This is a genomic window from Streptomyces sp. NBC_00659 (assembly GCF_036226925.1).
Taxonomy (GTDB): Bacteria; Actinomycetota; Actinomycetes; order Streptomycetales; family Streptomycetaceae; genus Streptomyces.
In genome coordinates, this window is sequence record NZ_CP109031.1 from 2743915 (window position 1) to 2764247 (window position 20333).

21 protein-coding genes and 1 pseudogene are annotated in these 20333 nt (G+C 72.1%); 13 read left to right on the top strand and 9 right to left on the bottom strand.

Features of this window, described 5'->3' with window-relative positions; genetic code table 11:
- Nucleotides 1–132: 132 nt before the first annotated feature.
- The 3 genes and pseudogenes from OG410_RS11940 to OG410_RS11950 all read right to left on the bottom strand — a co-directional run.
- A pseudogene (locus tag OG410_RS11940) lies at nucleotides 133–462 on the bottom strand (chorismate mutase); the annotation flags it as partial.
- Between the two features lie 64 nt (nucleotides 463–526).
- Nucleotides 527–979: a GNAT family N-acetyltransferase gene (locus tag OG410_RS11945; protein ID WP_329299102.1), complete on the bottom strand. Its 453-nt coding sequence runs from the start codon at nucleotides 977–979 to the stop codon at nucleotides 527–529.
- A 239-nt stretch (nucleotides 980–1218) separates the two neighbouring features.
- Complete coding sequence (locus tag OG410_RS11950) at nucleotides 1219–2001, bottom strand: S1 family peptidase (protein ID WP_326788379.1); 783 nt, start codon at nucleotides 1999–2001, stop codon at nucleotides 1219–1221.
- Nucleotides 2002–2292: 291 nt separating this feature from the next.
- Here OG410_RS11950 and OG410_RS11955 point away from each other — a divergent pair, with 291 nt between their 5' ends.
- Entirely contained in the window at nucleotides 2293–3186 is an 894-nt protein-coding gene (locus OG410_RS11955; RefSeq protein WP_329299103.1) for a hypothetical protein, read from the top strand.
- Nucleotides 3187–3307: 121 nt separating this feature from the next.
- Nucleotides 3308–4060, top strand: coding sequence for an ankyrin repeat domain-containing protein (locus tag OG410_RS11960; protein ID WP_329299104.1), 753 nt, complete (start codon nucleotides 3308–3310; stop codon nucleotides 4058–4060).
- 3 nt (nucleotides 4061–4063) lie between these two features.
- Here OG410_RS11960 and OG410_RS11965 read toward each other — a convergent pair whose 3' ends face one another.
- Together OG410_RS11965 and OG410_RS11970 are read right to left on the bottom strand one after the other, a co-directional pair.
- Nucleotides 4064–4978, bottom strand: coding sequence for an SDR family oxidoreductase (locus OG410_RS11965; RefSeq protein WP_329299105.1), 915 nt, complete (start codon nucleotides 4976–4978; stop codon nucleotides 4064–4066).
- A complete protein-coding gene (locus OG410_RS11970; RefSeq protein ID WP_443063883.1) occupies nucleotides 4975–5751 on the bottom strand; it encodes an SDR family oxidoreductase in 777 nt (258 codons plus the stop codon). Before OG410_RS11970 ends, OG410_RS11965 begins: the two co-directional genes overlap by 4 nt.
- A 100-nt stretch (nucleotides 5752–5851) precedes the next feature.
- Between OG410_RS11970 and OG410_RS11975 the strand changes: the two genes are divergently transcribed.
- Genes OG410_RS11975 through OG410_RS12000 form a run of 6 tightly spaced genes read left to right on the top strand, consistent with a single transcriptional unit; the run spans nucleotide 5852 to nucleotide 9841 of the window.
- Nucleotides 5852–6604, top strand: a complete 753-nt coding sequence (locus OG410_RS11975; RefSeq protein ID WP_328453560.1) for an enoyl-CoA hydratase family protein — start codon at nucleotides 5852–5854, stop codon at nucleotides 6602–6604.
- Complete coding sequence (locus tag OG410_RS11980; protein ID WP_329299106.1) at nucleotides 6601–7467, top strand: CoA transferase subunit A; 867 nt, start codon at nucleotides 6601–6603, stop codon at nucleotides 7465–7467. Before OG410_RS11975 ends, OG410_RS11980 begins: the two co-directional genes overlap by 4 nt.
- On the top strand, nucleotides 7464–8237 hold the full coding sequence (locus tag OG410_RS11985) for a CoA-transferase subunit beta (protein ID WP_329299107.1): 774 nt from the start codon (nucleotides 7464–7466) through the stop codon (nucleotides 8235–8237). Before OG410_RS11980 ends, OG410_RS11985 begins: the two co-directional genes overlap by 4 nt.
- Entirely contained in the window at nucleotides 8237–9373 is a 1137-nt protein-coding gene (locus tag OG410_RS11990; RefSeq protein ID WP_329299108.1) for an NAD(P)H-dependent flavin oxidoreductase, read from the top strand. The genes OG410_RS11985 and OG410_RS11990 overlap by 1 nt, the downstream gene beginning before the upstream one ends.
- Nucleotides 9315–9575, top strand: a complete 261-nt coding sequence (locus OG410_RS11995; protein WP_329299109.1) for a type II toxin-antitoxin system Phd/YefM family antitoxin — start codon at nucleotides 9315–9317, stop codon at nucleotides 9573–9575. The genes OG410_RS11990 and OG410_RS11995 overlap by 59 nt, the downstream gene beginning before the upstream one ends.
- Complete coding sequence (locus tag OG410_RS12000; RefSeq protein WP_329299110.1) at nucleotides 9572–9841, top strand: type II toxin-antitoxin system RelE family toxin; 270 nt, start codon at nucleotides 9572–9574, stop codon at nucleotides 9839–9841. The genes OG410_RS11995 and OG410_RS12000 overlap by 4 nt, the downstream gene beginning before the upstream one ends.
- A 52-nt stretch (nucleotides 9842–9893) precedes the next feature.
- On the opposite strand, the gene OG410_RS12005 is transcribed toward OG410_RS12000, so the two are convergent.
- Nucleotides 9894–11051 (bottom strand): acetyl-CoA C-acetyltransferase, encoded by a 1158-nt coding sequence (locus OG410_RS12005; RefSeq protein ID WP_329299111.1) that lies wholly within the window; start codon nucleotides 11049–11051, stop codon nucleotides 9894–9896.
- Nucleotides 11052–11082: 31 nt separating this feature from the next.
- Nucleotides 11083–11700 carry a TetR/AcrR family transcriptional regulator gene (locus tag OG410_RS12010; protein ID WP_329299112.1) on the bottom strand — a complete coding sequence of 206 codons (618 nt, stop codon included), beginning with the start codon at nucleotides 11698–11700 and terminating at the stop codon, nucleotides 11083–11085.
- A 188-nt stretch (nucleotides 11701–11888) separates the two neighbouring features.
- Between OG410_RS12010 and OG410_RS12015 the strand changes: the two genes are divergently transcribed.
- Nucleotides 11889–13097, top strand: a complete 1209-nt coding sequence (locus tag OG410_RS12015; RefSeq protein ID WP_329299113.1) for an RNA-guided endonuclease InsQ/TnpB family protein — start codon at nucleotides 11889–11891, stop codon at nucleotides 13095–13097.
- 24 nt (nucleotides 13098–13121) lie between these two features.
- Here OG410_RS12015 and OG410_RS12020 read toward each other — a convergent pair whose 3' ends face one another.
- A complete protein-coding gene (locus OG410_RS12020) occupies nucleotides 13122–13913 on the bottom strand; it encodes an SDR family oxidoreductase (protein ID WP_329299114.1) in 792 nt (263 codons plus the stop codon).
- Nucleotides 13914–13971: 58 nt separating this feature from the next.
- Between OG410_RS12020 and OG410_RS12025 the strand changes: the two genes are divergently transcribed.
- Both OG410_RS12025 and OG410_RS12030 read left to right on the top strand, forming a co-directional pair.
- A complete protein-coding gene (locus OG410_RS12025; protein ID WP_329299115.1) occupies nucleotides 13972–15117 on the top strand; it encodes an acyl-CoA dehydrogenase family protein in 1146 nt (381 codons plus the stop codon).
- Entirely contained in the window at nucleotides 15117–16118 is a 1002-nt protein-coding gene (locus OG410_RS12030) for an acyl-CoA dehydrogenase family protein (RefSeq protein WP_329299116.1), read from the top strand. The genes OG410_RS12025 and OG410_RS12030 overlap by 1 nt, the downstream gene beginning before the upstream one ends.
- Here the strand turns inward: OG410_RS12030 and qcrB are convergent.
- A complete protein-coding gene (qcrB, locus tag OG410_RS12035; RefSeq protein ID WP_329299117.1) occupies nucleotides 16090–17811 on the bottom strand; it encodes a cytochrome bc1 complex cytochrome b subunit in 1722 nt (573 codons plus the stop codon). The genes OG410_RS12030 and qcrB overlap by 29 nt on opposite strands.
- 264 nt (nucleotides 17812–18075) lie before the next feature.
- On the opposite strand from qcrB, the gene OG410_RS12040 reads away from it, so the two are divergent.
- On the top strand, nucleotides 18076–18996 hold the full coding sequence (locus OG410_RS12040) for a rhomboid family intramembrane serine protease (protein ID WP_329299118.1): 921 nt from the start codon (nucleotides 18076–18078) through the stop codon (nucleotides 18994–18996).
- Between the two features lie 429 nt (nucleotides 18997–19425).
- Nucleotides 19426–20316: a chitosanase gene (locus OG410_RS12045; RefSeq protein ID WP_329299119.1), complete on the top strand. Its 891-nt coding sequence runs from the start codon at nucleotides 19426–19428 to the stop codon at nucleotides 20314–20316.
- Nucleotides 20317–20333 lie beyond the last annotated feature (17 nt).

Below are 20333 nucleotides of genomic sequence, written 5' to 3' on the forward strand. Positions count from 1 at the left end.
CGTGCCGGTCGGGTCGGCCATGGCGGCCGTGGCGGCCGTGGCGGCCGTGGCGGCCGTGGCGGCCGTGCCGGTTGTGGCGGCCGTGCCGGTTGTGGTGGTTGTGGTGGCCGTAGTGGTCTCGGCGGCCGGGTCGGTCGTACCGCCGCCCGCGTCGTCCGCGATGCGCTCGTGGTGCCGGATGACCTCGGCGATGATGAAGTTCAGCAGCTTCTCGGCGAAGGCCGGGTCGAGCTTCGCGCTCTCGGCCAGGCGGCGCAGCCGGGCGATCTGGTGGGCCTCGCGGGAGGGGTCGGCGGGCGGAAGCTGGTGGGCGGCCTTGAGGTGGCCGACCTGCTGGGTGCATTTGAAGCGTTCGGCGAGCATGTGGACGACGGCGGCGTCGATGTTGTCGATGCTGTCGCGCAGCCGGGCGAGCTCCGCTCTGACGTCGGGGCCGGCTTCCTGGGGTGTGCTGGTGGTCATGACAGCCAACCCTACGTGGCCCGCGGGGGCTCGATCATCGGCGCCGGGCCCGGTCGAGGTGGGGCTAGGGACGTGGGGCGAGCACCTTGTGGAAGTGCACGTCCTGGTGTCCGCCCGGGATGCCGTCGGTGCGGCCGGTCTCCCGGTAGCCGTGGCCACGGTAGAAGTCGGGGGCCTGGAAGGTGAAGGAGGAGACGATGATCTCGGTGCAGCCGCGCCGGGCGCTCTCCTCCTCGGCTGCGCGGAGCAGCTTGCCGCCCCAGCCTGCGTGGCGCTGGTCGGCTCGTACCCAGAGCATGTCGACCGCGCAGCAGCTGCCCCACACCCAGGCGGTGAGCCCGCCGACGAGTTCCCCGTCGGTGTCGGTCACCTTGACGGAGATCGGTTCGGGGTCGCCGGCGCCGGTCGCCTTCGCGTTGAAGGCGGTGAGTTCGTCGTCGAGGCGCTGTTGCAGTGCGGCGTCCTTGGCGCCGATCAGCAGGGACGCGGTGACGGGCGGCTGGTGTGGGCTGGTCATGGCAGCGAGTATGCCGGTCCGAGGACGGGAATCGGATCCGGTTCTACCGCCGCACACGCACCGTTCGTCACTCCCCTGTGCGCCGTACGCGCCCCTTGGCGGGACTCCGTACGCGCCCCTTGGCGGGACTCCGTACGCGCGGCGCCCGCGACCGGGTGGCGGGCGCCGCGCGTACGGGTCGTACGGTCGTACAGGTCACACGAGTGGTGCGGGTGGAACGAACCGTGCGGCGGGCGGGGTCAGAGGCCGGCGGCGGCTCTGGCTATGTCGGCGGCGAAGGTCGAGACCTCGCTGTACACGCCGGGGTATCCGGGCTCGGCGCAGCCCTCGCCCCAGCTCACGATGCCGACCTGGATGTAGGCGCCCGTGTCGTCCTTGCGGAACATGGGTCCGCCGGAGTCGCCCTGGCAGGTGTCGACGCCGCCCTGGGCGACGAATCCGGCGCAGATCTCGTCGCCGGGGACGAGGTCGCTGCCGTACGCCTGCTTGCAGGTGGCGTCGTCGACGAAGGGGACGGTGGCCTTGAGCAGGTAGCGCTGCTGTGCGCCGCCTTCGCGGGTGGCGCCCCAGCCGGCGACGGTGAAGTTGCCGTTGTTGTAGGTGGTGTTGGTGGCGATCTTCAGGGTGGGCAGGGCGATGGGTGTGGCGAGTTTGATGAGGGCCCAGTCCTTGCCCTTGCCGGTGTAGCCGGGGGCCTGGAGCACCTTGGTGGACTTGACCTTGACGGCGCTGCTGCTCTGGAGGTCCACGACGCCGGCGGTGGCGGTGATGGAGGTGTTGGTGCCGGAGCCGTTCACGCAGTGCGCGGCGGTCAGGACGATGCTCTGGGTGTAGAGGGCGCCGCCGCAGCCCATGGAGAGGCGGACCATGAAGGGGAATTCGCCCTGGGCGGCGCGGGTGCCGCCGACGACGGGTGCGGGTGCGGCGTGTGCGGCCGTCGGCTGGAGGGAGACGGTGGCGAGGGCGACCGCGGCGACGGTGAGCAGTCTTCTGACGACGCCGTACTTCCTGAGAGACTTCAACGTGCTTCCTTTCGTGGGGGGGTTGTCGGCAGGGCGGATGCACGGGGAACGCTCGATGGCATGCACCTGCCAAGCTGGTGGGGATTATGAGGACCGGCCGCCGCAGCGGGCAAGAGCCTCATTCCGGCCAGCCGCCGCCCGGCCCCGCGGCGCACCACCTCCGGCCGGCCGCCGCCCGGCCCCCGCGGTGCCCCGCCTCCGGACAGAACGCCACTCGCCCCGCGCCCCCGCCACCGGGCGGAACCCCGCTTACAGTGGAGAGGAGTTCCGGCGTCTTCTGGGGGTGCGGGCGTGGCGAACGGCGGACCCGTGGAGCACGGCTACCCGCATCTGGACACGGTGCGGGCATCGGTCACCGCGCTCTACAAGCGGCTCTCGTACGACACCATCCACACCTTCGCGACCAGCGTGGCGCCCGCCGACGTGGCCTTCGCGGACGTCGACGACCTGCATCTGGGCGCGCAGCGCGTCGCCCGTGAGATGGTGCGGCACTACCGGCTGCCGGACGCCCGGATGATCGTCGGCTTCCGCGAGATGACCCACGCGGCGCATGTCGAACTCGCCGCGGGGCCCGAGTACTTCATCGAGCTCAACGACCGCTTCCGCACCCACCGCAGGGACATCGGCGCCGCCCTCGCCCACGAGGTGATGCACGTCTATCTGCACCGCCTGGACCTCTCGTTCCCCGGCACCCGCGACACCGAGATCCTCACCGACACGGCCGCGGCCTACCTCGGCACGGGCTGGCTCCTTCTCGACGCCTACCGCGAGGACGCCGCGTCCTCGCAGAAACTCGGCTATCTGACACCCGAGGAGTTCGGTTACGTCCTCGCCAAGCGCGCTCTGGTCTTCGGCGAGGACCCCTCGGTGTGGTTCACCAGCCCGCAGGCGTACACCGCGTACACCAAGGGCATGGAGCTGGCCCTGCGTGACGGGCGGCAGCCCCCGCTGACCGCGGCCGGCTGGGCGGGGCGGCGCCGTTACGCCAGGGACCGCCGCCACGCCCAGGAGCACCACACCCCCGAGCACTCCGGCGTGCCCTACGCCTTCGCGCCCGACGACCGCGGACCGCTGCGCGTCTCCTTCCCGTGCCCCACCTGCCACCAGCGCATCAGGGTGCCGGTCCGGGGCCGGGTACGGGCGCGTTGCGCGCTGTGCCGGACGGTGCTGGAGTGCGACACCTGAGGGCCGGCCCCGTGCGCCGCCCCGCGCGTGCGCCGTTCGTGGCGCCGGGGGGCGGGCCGGGTGAGGCAGAACACCCCGAAAGCCTTTGCCTCGCGTGTCCGTGGCGAGCGAGGGTCGAAGGATGAGCACGAACGACCCCACCGCACTCCTCTTCCCCGCCCTGTACGAGGGCGACGAGGACGCGGTCGTACGGCTGCTGCGTGCCGGGGTGAGCCCGGAGGCGGTCGACGAGGACGGCCAGAGCGCCCTGTATCTGGCGGCGGTGAGCGACCGGCCCGGTGTCGTGCGGCTGCTGCTGGCCGCCGGCGCCGAGCCCGACCGGCTGAGTCTGGGCACGGACGCTCCGCTGTGCGGGGCGGCCTGCGGCGGTCACACGGAGGTGGTGCGCGCCCTGCTGTCGGCGGGAGCGTACCCGGACACCGTGGAGGCGTTCGGTTTCACCGCGCTGACCTGGGCCCTGCGGCGGGGTCACACCGCCGTCGCGGAGGCGCTCCTGGGGGCGGGCGCGGACCCGGGCCGGCCCGGACCGGCGGGCGAGCCCCCGCTGGTGACGGCGGCGCACCGGGGTTCGGCCGGCTGTGTACGGGCGCTGCTCGCGTACGGGGCGGGCGCGCGGGGCGAGGCGCTGGCGGAGGCCCGCCGGCTGCTCGGCGTCGGCGTCGGCGTCGAGGCGGAGCTGCGGGAGGGTCTGGCCCGCGCGCACGGCTCCGGCCACGCTTTCGTCACCCACCGGCATCCTTCGCCCGAGGGCGTCACCGTCGAGGTCCAGCTCCTGGACGCCCGGGGCCGGCCGTTCGCGGGTGACGACCTCCAGACCGGGCACGCGGAGATCGTCGCCCTGCTGAAGGCGAGCACGACCCGCTCCGGGCGCTGAGGCTCACCGCGCCCCGTACACCGCCCCCGGAGTCCCGGCCCGCGTCAGGAGTTCGCGGGCCGTCTCGCCGGCCTCCGCCGGGGTCCACCGGGCGCCCTTGTCGGCGCCGGGGCCCGGCCGCCAGCCCTCCATCACCGTGATCCTGCCGCCCTCGGTCTCGAAGACGCGGCCGGTGACCCCGGCGCTGGCGGCCGATCCGAGCCAGACGACCAGCGGGGAGACGTTGCCGGGGTCCATGGTGTCGAATCCGCTGCCGGGGACCGCCATGGTGTCGGCGAAGGCGCGCTCGGTCATCCGCGTGCGGGCGGCCGGGGCGATGGCGTTGACCTGGACGCCGTGGTGTTCCATCTCGGCCGCCGCGACCAGTGTCAGGGCGACGATGCCGGCCTTGGCGGCGCTGTAGTTGCCCTGCCCGACCGACCCGAGCAGGCCCGCGCCGCTGCTGGTGTTGACGACCCTGGCGTCGGGCGCGCGGCCCGCCTTCGCCTCCGCGCGCCAGTGTGCCGCCGCCTGCCTGAGCGGCAGGAAGTGGCCCTTCAGGTGGACCCGCATGACGGCGTCCCAGTCGTCCTCGTCGAGGTTGACCAGCATGCGGTCGCGCAGGAATCCGGCGTTGTTGACGAGGGTGTCGAGCCTCCCGTACGTCTCCAGAGCGGTGCGGACGAGGGACGCGGCGCCCTCGGCCGTCGCGATGTCGCCGCCGTGGGCGACCGCCTCGCCGCCCGCCGCGCAGATCTCGTCGGCCACCTGCCGGGCCGGGCTGTCCGCCGCGGGGGTGCCGTCGAGGCCGACGCCGAGGTCGTTGACGACGAGCCGGGCTCCCTCCGCGGCGTACGCCAGGGCGTGTGCCCTGCCGAGCCCGCGGCCCGCGCCCGTGACGATCACGACCCGCTCCTCGCACAGCCGTCGTGCGCTCATCGTGTTTCTCCCCGCTGGTCCTTGTTGGCGGTGGCGGCGTCGAGGAAGGCGGGCCGCTCCCCGCCTCCGTGGACGAGGACGGAGGCCCCGCTGATGTAGGCGGCGGCGTCGGAGGCGAGGAAGACGGCGGCGGCGCCGACGTCGGAGGGCTGGGCGAGGCGGCCCAGCGGGACGGTGCGGGCGACGGCGGCGAGGCCGTCCTCGCCGCCGTAGTGCAGATGGGCGAGTTCGGTGCGGACCATGCCGACGACCAGGGTGTTGACCCGGATCTCCGGTGCCCACTCGACGGCCATCGAGCGGGCCAGGTGCTCCAGTCCGGCCTTGGCGGCGCCGTAGGCCGCGGAGCCGGGCGAGGGGCGCGATCCGCTCACGCTGCCGATCATCACGATCGAGCCCCGGTTCCGCCTGAGGTGGTCGCGGGCCGCGATCGACGCGGTGAGCGGGGCGGTGAGGTTGAGCTCGATCACCCGGGCGTGCCGCTCGGCGTCGGCCTCGGCCAGCGGCCGGTAGGGGGCGCCGCCCGCGTTGTTGACCAGGACGTCGAGCCGGGGCAGGGCGTCGAAGAAGGCGTGTACCGCGGCCGGGTCGCGCAGGTCGAGGGGGACGAAGTCGGCCTTGCCCAGGGGGGCTTCGGGCGGCCGTCGGGCGCAGACCACGACGTGGGCGCCGGCTCGCTGGAAGGCGCGGGTGATGCCCGCGCCGACGCCTCGGGTGCCGCCGGTGACGACGACGGTCCGGCCGCCGAGGTCCACGGCGGATCCGGGCCGGTCCATGGTGTCCGGGTTGTCCACAGGGCCTCCCGCGCGACCGCGATCGCTGCTAGCTTCGCATCACACCTAACAAACGTTTGGTGGAAAGGTAGCTGATGTGCCCATGGGTGTCTCCACCTCGTCCCCGGAAAAGGGGATTTCCGTCGTCACGGTCGACTTCCCGCCGGTGAACGCGCTGCCGGTGCGGGGCTGGTTCGACCTCGCCGACGCCGTGCGCGCGGCGGGCGGCGACCCGGGGGTCCGCTGTGTCGTCCTGAGAGCGGAGGGGCGCGGGTTCAACGCGGGCGTCGACATCAAGGAGCTTCAGCGCGACCCGACCGGCCGGGGGGCGCTGATCGGCGCGAACCGCGGCTGCGCCGAGGCCTTCGCCGCGGTGTACGAGTGCGAGGTGCCCGTCGTGGCCGCGGTGCACGGTTTCTGCCTGGGCGGCGGCATCGGGCTGGTGGGGAACGCGGACGCGATCGTGGCGAGCGAGGACGCCGTCTTCGGCCTGCCCGAGCTGGATCGCGGCGCGCTCGGGGCGGCCACGCATCTGGCGCGTCTCGTCCCGCAGCATCTGATGCGGGTCCTGTACTACACCTCGCGCACGGTGACGGCGGCCGAGCTGCACGCGCACGGCTCGGTGTGGCGGGTCGTGCCGGGCGGGGAGCTGCGGGCGGCGGCGCTGGAGCTGGCGCGCGAGATCGCGGCCAAGGACGGGCAGCTCGTCCGGCTCGCCAAGGCCGCCATCAACGGCATCGATCCCGTCGACGTGCGCCGCAGCTACCGCTTCGAGCAGGGCTTCACCTTCGAGGCCGCTCTGGCCGGTGTGGCCGCCCGCGTCCGTGACACCTTCGGCAAGGAGGCACCCCGGTGAGCGACAAGACCATGTCGGCGCAGGACGTCGTCGGCCGGCTGGAGAGCGGGATGACGCTCGGCATCGGCGGCTGGGGCTCGCGCCGCAAGCCGATGGCCCTGGTGAGAGCGCTGCTCCGCAGCGAGATCACCGATCTGACCGTCGTGTCGTACGGCGGCCCGGACGTCGGGCTGCTCGCCGCCGCCGGCCGGATCCGCACCCTGGTCACCGCCTTCGTGACGCTCGATTCCGTCCCGCTGGAACCGCACTACCGCGCGGCCCGCGAGCGCGGCGCGTTCGAGCTGAGGGAGGTGGACGAGGCGATGTTCATGTGGGGGCTGCACGCGGCGGCGAACCGGCTGCCGTTCCTCCCGGTGCGCGCGGGGCTCGGTTCGGACGTGATGCGGGTCGATCCAGGTCTGCGGACGGTCACTTCGCCGTATCCGGACCCGGTCTCGGGGATACGGGAGGAGTTCGTCGCGATGCCCGCGCTGCGTCTGGACGCGGCCCTGGTCCACATGAACCGGGCGGACCGCGCGGGCAACGGCCAGTATCTGGGACCCGATCCATACTTCGACGACCTGTTCTGCGAGGCGGCGGACGCGGCGTACGTCTCCTGCGAGCGGATCGTGGACACGGCGGAGCTGACGAAGGAGGCGGCGCCGCAGACCCTGCTGCTCCAGCGTTCCTTCGTGACCGGTGTGGTGGAGACGCCGAACGGGGCGCACTTCACCTCGTGCGTTCCGGACTACGGACGGGACGAGGCCTTCCAGAAGCTGTACGCGACCACGCCGTACGCCGGGTTCGCCGAGCGGTTCCTCGGCGGCGGCGAGGAGGCCTATCAGAGCGCCGTGCGCACCTGGCGGAAGGAGCGGGACCAGTGAGCGTCAGCCGAGCCGAGTACTGCGTGATCGCGTGCGCCGAGGCGTGGCGGGACAACGGCGAGGTACTCGCCAGTCCGATGGGTCTGATCCCGTCGATCGGCGCCCGGCTGGCCCGGCACACCTTCTCGCCGGATCTGCTGCTGACCGACGGTGAGGCGCTGCTCGTCGGTCTCGACGGCAGCCCGGAGGGCTGGCTGCCGTACCGAAGGCATCTGACGGCGGTGACCGGCGGGCGGCGGCACGTGATGATGGGCGCGAGCCAGATCGACCGGTTCGGCAACCAGAACATCGCGTGCGTCGGCGACTGGTCCCGGCCCCGGCGGCAGTTGCTGGGCGTGCGCGGAGCCCCGGTCAACACCCTGAACAATCCGACCAGTTACTGGATCCCCAGACACTCGACGCGGGTGTTCGTGGAGCGGGTCGACCTGGTGTGCGGGGTGGGGTACGACCGGGCCGGTGCCGCTGGGCCGAGCGCCACCCGCTTCCATCGTCTCCCTCGTGTGGTGACCGACCTGGCCGTCCTGGACTTCGCGACGTCCGATCACTCGATGCGGCTGGTGTCCGTCCACCCGGGCGTGAGCGTCGAACAGGTCGGGGAGGCGACGGGGTTCGGGCTGACGGTCCCGGACGAAGTGCCGTTCACCCGCGAACCGACCGCGGAGGAGCTGGAGTTGATCCGCACGGTGCTCGACCCGGCCGGTCGGCGTGAACGCGAGGTACCCGATCCACGGGGCACCTCGACCGGTGGTCCGGGCGGGGGCGGGAGCTGATGGAGACCGCGCTGACCCGGCTCGTCGGTGTCCGGCATCCCGTCGTGCAGACCGGCATGGGCTGGGTGGCGGGGCCCCGTCTGGTCTCGGCGACGGCGAACGCGGGGGCGCTGGGCATCCTGGCCTCCGCGACGATGACGCTCGACCAGCTCCGTGACGCCGTACGGGAGGTCAAGTCGCGTACGGACCGGCCCTTCGGCGTGAATCTGCGCGCCGACGCCGGGGACGCGGGCGACCGGGTGCGGATCATCGTCGACGAGGGTGTGCGGGTCGCGTCGTTCGCGCTCGCCCCGTCCCGCGAGCTGATCGCCGGGCTGAAGGAGGCGGGGGTGGTCGTCGTGCCGTCCGTCGGCGCCCGGCGGCACGCCGAGAAGGTGGCCGCCTGGGGTGCCGACGCGGTGATCGTGCAGGGCGGTGAGGGCGGCGGCCACACCGGGGAGGTGGCGACGAGCGTGCTGCTGCCCCAGGTGGTGGACGCCGTGGACATCCCGGTGGTGGCGGCGGGCGGCTTCCACGACGGGCGGGGGCTGGTGGCGGCGCTGGCCTACGGGGCGGCGGGCATCGCGATGGGCACGCGGTTCCTGCTGACCTCCGACTCGACCGTCCCGGACGCGGTGAAGGCGCGGTATCTGGCGGCGACGGTCAAGGACGTGACGCTGACGACGGCCGTGGACGGGCTGCCGCACCGCATGCTGCGCAGTGAGCTCGTCGACGCGCTGGAGAGGGCGGGCCGCACGAGGGCGTTCGTCCGGGCCGTGCGCCACGCGGCCGGGTTCCGGCGGGTCTCCGGCCTCTCCTGGTCCCGCATGATCCGCGACGGCCTCACCATGAAGCACGGCAGGGACCTGTCCTGGAGTCAGGTCCTGCTCGCCGCCAACACCCCGATGCTCCTGAAGTCGTCGATGGTGGACGGCCGGACGGATCTGGGGGTGATGGCGTCGGGGCAGGTCGCCGGAGTGATCGAGGACCTGCCGTCCTGCGCGGAACTGGTCGAGCGGGTGATGACGGAAGCGGAGGTGGCTCTCAGCGGCCTTCCCACAGATCGCTTGTGTACACAACCCGGTGTACACTTGTGCTATGACCGAGACGCTGAGCATCCGCGAGGCCCGTGCGCGACTGGCCGAGATCCTGAGTAACGCCGAGGTCGGCGAGGTCACGGTGATCACGCGCAAGGGCGAGCGAGTCGGCGCCGTCGTGCCCATAGCGATTCTGGACGCGGTCGAGGAGGCGGCGGACCAATTGCTCGCCCGGGAAGCAGCCGCGCATCTCGATGAGCCCACGATCTCGATGGCGGAGCTTCTGGCCGACCTGTTCAGTGATGACCAGGGCGCCGCGTGAAGTACGCCTTCCGGTTCACCGCCACCGCCCAGCGACAGCTTCGCGATCTCGACCGGACCAGCGCCATGCGCATCCTCACCGCCCTGACGCGGCTGGGCGACGACCCTTACCGTGAGGATGCGGACGTCAAGAAGCTCGCGGGGCAAGAGGGCTTGTACCGGCTGCGCGTCGGGGACTTCCGTGTCGCCTACCAGATCGACAACGGTCAACTGATCGTCCTTGTGGTCAAGGTGGGTAACCGCCGCGACGTGTACCGCTCCCTCTGAACGCCGGTTACCGGCCGGGCAGGAGTGCGAGCGGCGCCCGGCGGGACAGTCGTCAGATCCGTTCGATGATCGTCACGTTCGCCTGGCCGCCGCCCTCGCACATCGTCTGGAGTCCGAACCGGCCTCCGGTGCGCTCCAGTTCGTGCAGCAGGGTGGTCATCAGCCGTACGCCCGTGGCGCCGAGCGGGTGGCCGAGAGCGATCGCGCCGCCGTTGACGTTGACCTTCGCGGGGTCGGCGCCGGTCTCCTTGAGCCAGGCGAGGACGACCGGGGCGAACGCCTCGTTGATCTCGACGAGGTCGATGTCGCCGATGGACATGCCGGTCTTCTTCAGGGCGTGGGCGGTGGCCGGGATGGGGGCCGAGAGCATCCGGATGGGGTCCTCGCCGCGTGCGGAGAGATGGTGGACGCGGGCGCGGGGGGTGAGCCCGTGTTCACGGACCGCCCGTTCGGAGGCGAGCAGCATCGCGGCGGCGCCGTCGGAGACCTGGGAGGAGCAGGCGGCGGTGATGGTGCCGCCCTCGACGACCGGCTTCAGGGCCGCCATCTTCTCCAGGGTGGTGTCGCGGCGGGGTCCCTCGTCCGCGGTGACGCCGGCGAGGGGGACGGTCTCGCGGGCGAAGCGGCCCTCGTCGGCGGCGCGGATCGCGCGCCGGTGGGAGCGGAGGGCGAACTCCTCCTGGTCGCGGCGGCTGATGCCCCATTTGGCGGCGATGAGTTCGGCGCCGTGGAACTGGTTGACGGGGCGGTCGCCGTAGCGGGCCCGCCAGCCCTCGCTGCCCGCGAAGGGGCCTTCGGTGAGACCGAGGGGTTCGGCGGCCTGGCGGGAGGCGAAGGCGATGGGTATCTGGGTCATGTTCTGTACGCCGCCGGCGACGACGAGGTCCTGGGTGCCGGAGAGGACGGCCTGGGCGGCGAAGTGCACGGCCTGCTGGGAGGAGCCGCACTGCCGGTCGACGGTGACTCCGGGGACCTCCTCGGGCAGTCCGGCGGCCAGCCAGCTCGTGCGGGCGATGTCCCCGGCCTGCGGCCCGACGGTGTCCAGGCAGCCGAGGACGACGTCCTCGACGGCGGCCGGGTCCACACCGGAGCGTTCGACCAGGGCTTTGAGCACGTGCGCGCCGAGGTCGGCCGGGTGGACCGCGCCGAGTCCTCCCCTTCGGCGCCCGACGGGCGTACGGACCGCTTCGACGATGTAGGCCTCGGCCATGACGACTCCCTTGGGGGTGTGAGTGGTTCGCTTACGTCTCCTCGCGGACGGAGATGCCGTCGAGCACCATCGACAGGTACTGCCGGGCGATCTCCTCGGGGCTGTGCTGACCGCCGGGCCGGTACCAGGAGGCGGCGACCCACACGGTGTCGCGCACGAAGCGGTACGTGAGCCGGATGTCGAGGTCGGCGCGGAAGATCCCGGCGTCGACGCCGCGTTCCAGGGTGCTCAGCCACGCCTTCTCGAAGTTGCGCTGGGACTCGGCGAGGAAGGCGAAGCGCTGCTGTGCCACGAGGTGGCGGGACTCCTTCTGGTAGATCGCGACGGCGGCGCGGTGCCGGTCGATCTCCCGGAAGGACTCGGTGACCAGGGCTTCCAGGGTTTCCCGGGGTCCGAGTCCGGCGTCGAGGACGGTGTCGTAGCCGTCCCAGAGCTCGTCGAGGAAGGTCCGCAGGATCTCCTCCAGCATCGATTCCTTGGAGTCGAAGTGGTAGTAGAGGCTGCCCGCGAGCATCCCGGCCTCGTCCGCGATCTTGCGGACGGTCGTGGCGTTGTAGCCCTGTTCGGCGAACACCTCGGCGGCGGTGCCGAGGAGTTCGCGGCGGCGCTCGGGGGTGGCGGTCACCTGGGGCTTCTTCTTGGTAGGCACGCGGTCATCGGGCTTCCTCGGTGGGTACCCCGGCCTCCGGGCCGGATGGGATTGCCCCTGGCGCAGCCAACGGGAGAACCGGGCTCCCGCGGAGCAGGGCAGGAAAGACGGCTTGCCGCCAGGGCGGATCGCCGTTCACCACCCGCAGTCAGCATACAGTCACAATCTGTCGTGCTACTTTGTGAGTTATGACCTCTCACGTGAAGCGGGCGTTCAAGTTCCGCTTCTATCCGACGGATGCGCAGGCGGCGGAGCTGTCGCGCACTTTCGGATGTGTGCGCAAGGTCTACAACCTGGCACTCGAAGCACGTACCGCCGCGTGGTACCAGCGACGGGAGAGGGTCAACTACAACGCGACCTCGGCGATGCTCACCGCGTGGAAGAAGACCGAGGAACTCACCTACCTGTCCGAGGTGTCCTCGGTGCCCCTGCAGCAGTGCCTGCGGCACCTTCAAGCGGCGTTCACGAGCTTCTTCGAGGGACGGTCGAAGTACCCCCGGTTCAAGTCGCACAAGAAGTCCCGCCGCTCCGCGGAGTACACCAGCTCGGCGTTCCGCTACCGCGACGGCCGGCTCACGCTCGCCAAGATGAGCGAGCCCCTGGACATCGTGTGGTCGAGGCCGCTCCCCGACGACGCGACGCCGTCCACGGTGACCGTGTCCCAGGACGCGGCCGGACGCTGGTTCGTGTCGCTGCTCTGCAACGACACGATCCCCCCGGCACCGGCCACCACCAGGGCGGTCGGAATCGATGCGGGGATCACCTCCCTGGTGACCCTGTCCACCGGGGAGAAGATCACCAACCCCCGGCACGAACGCCGTGACCGCGCCCGCCTCGCCAAGGCCCAGCGGGAACTGTCCCGCAAGACGAAGGACTCCGCCAACCGGGAGAAGGCGCGCCGCAAGGTCGCCAAGGTCCACGCCCGGATCGCCGACCGGCGCCGCGACCACCTGCACAAGCTGACCACTCGTCTCGTCCGTGAGAACCAAACGGTCGTGATCGAGGACCTGACCGTCCGCAACATGGTCAAGAACCACGGGCTCGCCCGGGCCATTTCGGATGCGGCCTGGCGTGAGCTGAGGACGATGCTCGAGTACAAGTGCGCCTGGTACGGACGCGAACTCGTTACGGTCGACCACTGGTTCCCCTCCAGCAAACTGTGCGGGAACTGCGGCACGATCCGGGCGAAACTGCCGCTGCACGTCCGTACATGGACGTGCGAGTGCGGCACGGTGCACGACCGCGACGCGAACGCGGCGAAGAACATTCTCGCGGCCGGGCTGGCCGTGTCTGCCTGTGGAGACGGTGTAAGACCTCAACGGGAGCCCTCCCGGACGGGGCAGTCGTCGATGAAGCAGGAAACCCAGCGGGCGACCGCTGGAACCCCCCGCCTTTAGACGGGGGAGGAAGTCAATGTCGTCCTACGCGTGCTGGCTGCTCACGGACACGACCTCGCCGGTCAGGTACGAGGAGTAGCCGGAGGCGAGGAACACGATCACGTTGGCCACCTCCCAGGGTTCGGCGTGGCGGCCGAAGGCCTCGCGGGCGGTGAGCTCTTCCAGCAGTTCGGGGGTGGTGACCTTCACCAGGTGGGGGTGCAGGGCGAGGCTGGGCGAGACGGCGTTGACGCGGACGCCGTACGCGGCGGCCTCGACCGCGGCGCAGCGGGTGAGGGCCATGACGCCGGCTTTCGCCGCGGCGTAGTGGGCCTGCCCGGACTGGGCGCGCCAGCCGACGACGGAGGCGTTGTTGACGACGACTCCTCCGTCGCCGTGTTCCTTGAGCCGCCGCAGGGCGGCCCGGGTGCAGCGGAAGGTGCCGTTCAGGGTCACGTCGAGGACCTTGGACCACTGGTCGTCGGTCATGTCGACGAGGGACGCGGTGCCGCCGAGGCCCGCGTTGTTGACGACGATGTCCAGTCGGCCGTGAAGGTGCTCGGCGGTGTCGAAGAGGGCCTGGACCTGGTCCTCGGCGGTGACGTCGCAGGGCAGTGCGGTCACCTGGCCGGGGCCGAACTCCGCCGCCAGGGTCTCGGCGGTCTCCTTGAGCCGGCGGGTGTGCGCGTCGCTGATCAGGACGCGGGCTCCCTCCTCCAGGAACCGGCGTGCCGTGGCTCCGCCGATGCCGGCGCCCGCCGCGGCGGTGATGACGGCGCTGCGGCCCTTCAGCAGTCCGTGGCCGGGTACGTACGCCGGGCTCTCGACGTCGCTCATGACTCCAAGCTAACCTACCAAACACTTGTTAGGGAAGCTCCGCCGGAAGGTGCCGCCGATGGATCTCACCCGCTCCCCCGCGGACGAGGCGTTCCGCGCCGAGGCCCGTGCCTGGCTGGACGCCCATGTCCCGGCGGCCGCGCTGCCCTCCCTGGAGACCGCGGAGGGCTTCGCCGCGCATCGCGCGTGGGAGGCCGAACTGGCCACGGACCGCTGGTCGGTGGTGTCGTGGCCGGCGGAGTACGGCGGCCGGGACGCGGACCTCGTGCGCTGGCTGGCGTTCGAGGAGGAGTACCACGCGGCGGGCGCGCCGGGCCGGGTCGGGCAGAACGGCATCAGCCTGCTCGCGCCGACCCTCTTCGGCCACGGCACCGCGGAGCAGCGCGCGCGTGTGCTGCCTTCGATGGCCACGGGCGAGGTGGTCTGGGCGCAGGCCTGGTCCGAGCCCGAGGCGGGTTCGGACCTGGCCTCGCTGAGATCGCGCGCGGTGCGGGTGGACGGCGGCTGGCTGCTGCGGGGGCTGAAGACGTGGTCGTCGCGGGCCGCGTTCGCCGATCGCGCCTTCGGCCTGTTCCGCAGTGAGCCGGGCCTGGCGAAGCCCCACCAGGGCCTGACGTACCTGATGTTCGACCTGCGCGCGCCGGGTGTGACGGTCCGCCCGATCGGGCGCCTGGACGGCAGGCCGGCCTTCGCGGAGCTGTTCCTGGACGATGTGTTCGTCCCCGACGAGGACGTGATCGGCGAGCCGGGGCAGGGCTGGCGGGTGGCGATGTCGACGGCGGGCGACGAGCGCGGTCTGACGTTGCGTTCGCCGGGCCGTTTCCTGGCCGCCGCGGACCGGCTGGCCGCACTGTGGCAGGCCCACGGCGACCCGTCCGACTCGGCCCTGCGCGACCGGGTGGCCGACGCGGTGATCGGCGCGCGCGCCTACCAGCTCTTCGCGTACGCCCACGCCTCCCGGTTGCTCGAAGGGGAGGGCATCGGGCCGGAGTCCAGCCTGAACAAGGTGTTCTGGTCGGAGCTGGACATAGCGCTGCACGAGACGGCGCTCGATCTGCTGGGCGCCGAGGGCGAGTTCGCGGACAGCGGGTGGTGCGAGGGGTACGTGTTCGCGCTCGCGGGCCCGATCTACGCGGGCACGAACGAGATCCAGCGCGACATCGTCGCCGAGCGGCTGCTCGGCCTTCCGAAGGGCCGCCGCTGATGCGCTTCCTGCTCGACGCCGAACAGCGGGCCTTCGCCTCGTCCCTGGACGCGATGCTGGCGTCCGCGGACACTCCGTCGGCGGTGCGGGCGTGGGCGGACGGCGACCACGCGCCGGGGCGGGTCCTGTGGTCGCGGCTGGCCGAGGCGGGCGTGTTCGCTCTGGCGGTCCCGGAGGCGTACGAGGGGGCGGGCCTGCTTCCGGTGGAACTGGCGGTCGCTTTTGTGGAGTTGGGCCGGCACGCGGTTCCGGGTCCGGTGGTGGAGACGGTGGCCGCCGCCGTACTGCTGGGCGAGCTGAGCTCGCTGGGCGAGCCGGGTCCGGCCGAACGGCTGCTGCCGGGGCTCGCCTCGGGCAAGAGCGTGGCCACGTTCGCCCCGGACGGTGCTCCGGCGCTCGACGCGGACGCGGCGACGGTGCTGCTCGCGGTGGACGGCCGGGGTCTGTGGCTCGCGCCCGGACCCGGCCCGGTGCGGGTGTCCGTGGACCGGGCCCGCAGGCTCGCGCGTGCGCAGGGCGGCGGTGAACTCCTGGCGGCGGGCCCGCAGGTCGCCCGCGCCGCGCTCCGGGCGCTGGCCTGGGCCCGGCTCGCCACCGCGGCCCAGGCCCTCGGAGTGGGCCTCGCGCTCCTCGGCCGGACCGTCGCCTACGTCGGGCAGCGGACCCAGTTCGGTGTTCCCGTCGGCTCGTTCCAGGCGGTCAAGCACCGGCTCGCGGACGCGATGATCGCCCTGGAGTTCGCGCGCCCGCTGCTGTTCGGGGCCGCGCTGTCGCCGGCGCCGGCGGAGGTCGCCGCCGCGAAGGTCACGGCGTGCGAGGCCGCGTACGCCACGGCGCGGGCCGCGTTGCAGCTGCACGGCGCGATCGGTTACACGGCCGAGTACGACCTGTCCCTCTGGTTCACCAAGGCCCGCGCCCTGCGGACGGCCTGGGGCACCCCGGCCGAGTGCAGGGCCGAGGCGCTGGCCGGTCTCAGTGGTGCTGGTCGTCCCCGTTCGTGAGCGCCCGGTACTCCTCCGCCGTGGGCTTCGGGATCCTGGTGCCGGGCCCGTACAGGGCGCGCGCCAGCCGGGCGCGCAGCCTGGCGGCCGGGCCTACGCGGCGGGCCACCCCGTTCGCGTCGACGAGCGGGCCGACCTCGTAGGGCGGCGCCTGTTCGTGCTGGGTGAGGGTGAACCGCCGGCCCGGGGTGAGCGGTTCGTGGACCTCGACGTACTCGCCGTGCGGAAGGCGCTTGATGGTGCCGGTCTCACGTCCGTGCAACACCTGTTCCCGGTCGGCCCGTTGCAGCCCGAGGCAGATCCTCTTCGTGACGACGTAGGCGAGTGCGGGCCCGGCGAAGACGGCGACGCGGACGAACCAGGTGATCGCGTTGATCGAGAGATGGAAGTGGGTGGCCCACAGGTCGTTGCCGCCGCCGACCAGCAGGACGGCGTACAGCGTCAGCCAGGCGACGCCGAGGGCGGTGCGGGTGGGTACGTTGCGCGGCCGGTCCAGGATGTGGTGCTCGCGCTTGTCGCCGGTGACCCAGGCCTCGATGAACGGGTAGACGGCGATGGCGGCCATGATGAGCGGGAAGAGCGAGAAGGGGATGAAGACGCCCAGCTGGAGGGTGTGGCCGAAGGCGTTGATCTCCCATCCCGGCATCACGCGGATGAGTCCTTCGGAGAAGCCGAGGTACCAGTCGGGCTGGGCGCCGGTGGTCACCAGGTCGGGGCGGTAGGGCCCGAACGCCCACACGGGGTTGATGGTGGCGATCGCGCCCATGACCGACAGGACGCCGAAGACCAGGAAGAAGAAGCCGCCGGCCTTGGCCATGTAGACGGGCATGAAGGGCATGCCGACGACCGACTTCTGGTCCCGTCCGGGCCCCGGGTACTGCGTGTGCTTGTGGTAGAAGACCAGGATCAGATGGGCGACGACCAGTCCCAGCATGATGCCCGGCAGCAGCAGGACGTGGATCGGGAAGAACCGCGGGATGATGTCGTGCCCCGGGAACTCCCCGCCGAACAGGAAGAAGGAGATGTACGTCCCCACGACCGGGATGGACAGGATGGCGCCCTGCGCGAAGCGGACGCCGGTGCCGGAGAGCAGGTCGTCGGGGAGCGAGTAGCCGGTCAGCCCGGTGATGAGGCCGAGCATCAGCAGGGTCCAGCCGAAGAGCCAGTTGACCTCGCGCGGCTTGCGGAACGCGCCGGTGAAGAACACCCGCATCATGTGCACGAGCATCCCGGCGAGGAAGACGAGCGCCGCCCAGTGGTGGATCTGCCGGATCAGCAGCCCGCCGCGCACGTCGAAGCTGATGTCGAGCGTGGACTCGTAGGCCCGTGTCATGACGATGCCGTTCAGCGGCCCGTAGGAGCCGTGGTAGACGACCTCGACGCCGCTCGGCTCGAAGAACAGGGTCAGATAGATGCCGGTGAGGATCAGGACGAGGAAGCTGTAGAGGCAGACCTCGCCCAGCATGAACGACCAGTGGTCCGGGAAGACCTTGCGCATGTTGGCCTTGGCCAGCGAGTAGACGCCCAGCCGTCCGTCGGCCCAGTCGGCGAGCCTCTCCCCTTTGCCGGTCTCCGGCGCGCGCCGGGCCCGTACGGTCCCCGTACCGCCCGAGGCCTGCGCGGTCCCGCCCCCGGGTGCCTTCTCCGCCGAAGTCCCCGCGGTCCGGCCGGAGTCGATCTCTCGTGCGCCCATTCGCCGCTCCCCTCGGCCCACCAGGGTGGCACGCCGGGCGGCCGAAGCCAACGGGGCGTCACGGGTGCGGTGTTGGCCACGAATCCGGCAGGGTCTGACGTCACGGCGCCGGTCGATCCCCGGCGCGGGCAACCGGCGTTCGCCGGCGGCCGCCGCAAATCGTAGCCCTGCCGTTACCCGCCGTCCGGCACGTTGGATATTTTGATCATCGCCGTCCCCACCGGCTCACTTTCCCCTGTACCCGTGCGTTCCTAGGAGCCGGCCGTGGAGTCCGAGTCCGCCGTCACCACCTGCTACCGCCACCCCAAGGTGGAGTCGCATGTGCGCTGCACCCGATGCGACCGCTACATATGTCCGAGCTGTATGCGCGAGGCGGCCGTCGGCCATCAGTGCGTGGAGTGCGTGAAGGAGGGCGCGAGGTCCGTCCGGCAGGCCCGCACGGCCTTCGGCGGCCGGATATCGACGGTGCCGGCGGTGACGTACGTCCTCATCGGTCTGAACGTGCTGGCCTATCTGGCCGAACTGCTGCGCGCCTCGGTCGTGGACCGGTTCTCGATGCTCGGCGCGGGTCTGGTGGACTCGGACGGGCTCCACTACCTCTGGGACGCCGCGTACCCCGCGTCCTATCACGCGGAGGGCCTCGTCGACGGGGAGTGGTACCGGCTGCTGACCGGCGCGTTCCTGCATCTGCCGCCCACGGAGGGCACGTTCGGGATCGCCCACATCGTGATGAACATGTTCGCGCTGTGGAACGTCGGCCGGATCGTCGAGTCCCAGCTCGGCCGGGTCCGCTACCTCGCGCTGTATCTGCTGTCGGCGCTCGGCGGCTCGGTCCTCGTGCTGCTGATCGCGCCGGACCAGCAGACGATCGGCGCGTCCGGCGCGATCTTCGGCATCAGCGCCGCGTACTACGTGATGGGCCGCCGCCTGGGCGCGGACATGGGGAACATCAACCGGTTCATGGCGGGTCTGCTGATCTGGCTCCTGATCTCGGCGGGGCTCACGTCCTGGCAGGGGCACCTCGGCGGGCTGCTGGCGGGCGGGCTCGTGACCGCCGCCTACGCGTACGCACCCCGCGACCGCCGCCGAACCCTGATCCAGGCGTCCGTCTGCGTGGGCCTTCTCGCCCTGCTGGTGGTCCTCACGGTGCTGAAGGTGTCGGCGCTGCGGACGGGCGCGGTGTAGCACGGGAGCGAACGTCGGGGGCCCGCGCCGGGCAAGGATCCCCGCCGCAATGCCCGGCACGGACACCCGTCCCGGTGCGGGAGGCGGACTCCCGCCACGGTGCCGGAGGCGGACCTGCGCCGCGATGCCCGGCAACGGGTACCCGCCGCCGTGCCCGGCACGGGTACCCGCCGCGATGCCCGGGGCGGGCCAACAGCCGCCGGCCGCCCGCGGATCGGGCACCGCGCGGACGCGACGCGTGCCCCGCCCGGAAGTCCTGGCCCGAACGCCTGGGCCGAACGCTCCGGTGGCCGGACCGGTGACGTGGCCGGACCGGTGACGTGGCCGAAGCGGCGCCCCCGTGCCGGGTCCCGGGGCACATCCGTGCGTCACCCGTACGGCCCCCCGGCCTTCCCGCCGGTCCCGTCGCCCGTGCGTACCGTGTGCGGCATGAAACGCGCGGGTTATCTGTTCATCGCCCTCGCCCTCCTGCTGATCACGGCGGCGGTCCACCTCACCACGCCCGAGCACGCCACGGCCGACGCCAGGGGCGGCCCCTCGGCCGCGTCGCGGTCCCGTGCGAAGGACGGGGCGGAGCGCACGGCCGACGACGGGCGTGTCGCCGACATGCCGGCGGGCCTCGCCGCTCCGGCCAAGAAGGAGCTCGCCCAGCAGATCGTGGCGAGTGCCGAGAACTCCACGCTGAACTGGCACGAGGCGTACGGCTACATCGAGGACATCGGTGACGGCCAGGGCTACACGGCGGGCGTCGTCGGCTTCTGCACCGGCACCCACGATCTGCTCACCCTCGTCGAGCGCTACACCCGGGCGCACCCGGGCAACGGGCTCGCCCGCTATCTCCCGGCCCTGCGCGAGGTCGACGGCACGGACTCCCACGAGGGCCTGGACCCGGGCTTCACCGCGGCCTGGCGCCACGAGGCCACCCTCGCCGCGTTCCGCGAGGCCCAGGACGCCGAGCGCGACCGGGTCTACTTCGGCCCCGCCGTCCGGCTCGCCAAGCTCGACGGCCTCGGCACGCTCGGCCAGTTCCTCTACTACGACGCCATGGTGATGCACGGTCCGGGCACCGGCGGCCACAGCTTCCACGGGCTGCGCGAGCGCACCCTGCGCGAGGCGGACCCGCCGTCCGGGGGCGGCGACGAGAAGACGTACCTCGGCACCTTCCTGGACATCCGCCGCGCGGCCATGAAGTCCGAGAACCCCGACCGCGACACCACCCGCGTCGACACGGCCCAGCGCCGGTTCCTCGACGAGGGAAACCTCGGCCTGCGCACCCCGCTGGAGTGGAAGGTGTACGGCGAGACCTACCGCGTGCCGTAGGCGCCGGACGGGTGCGG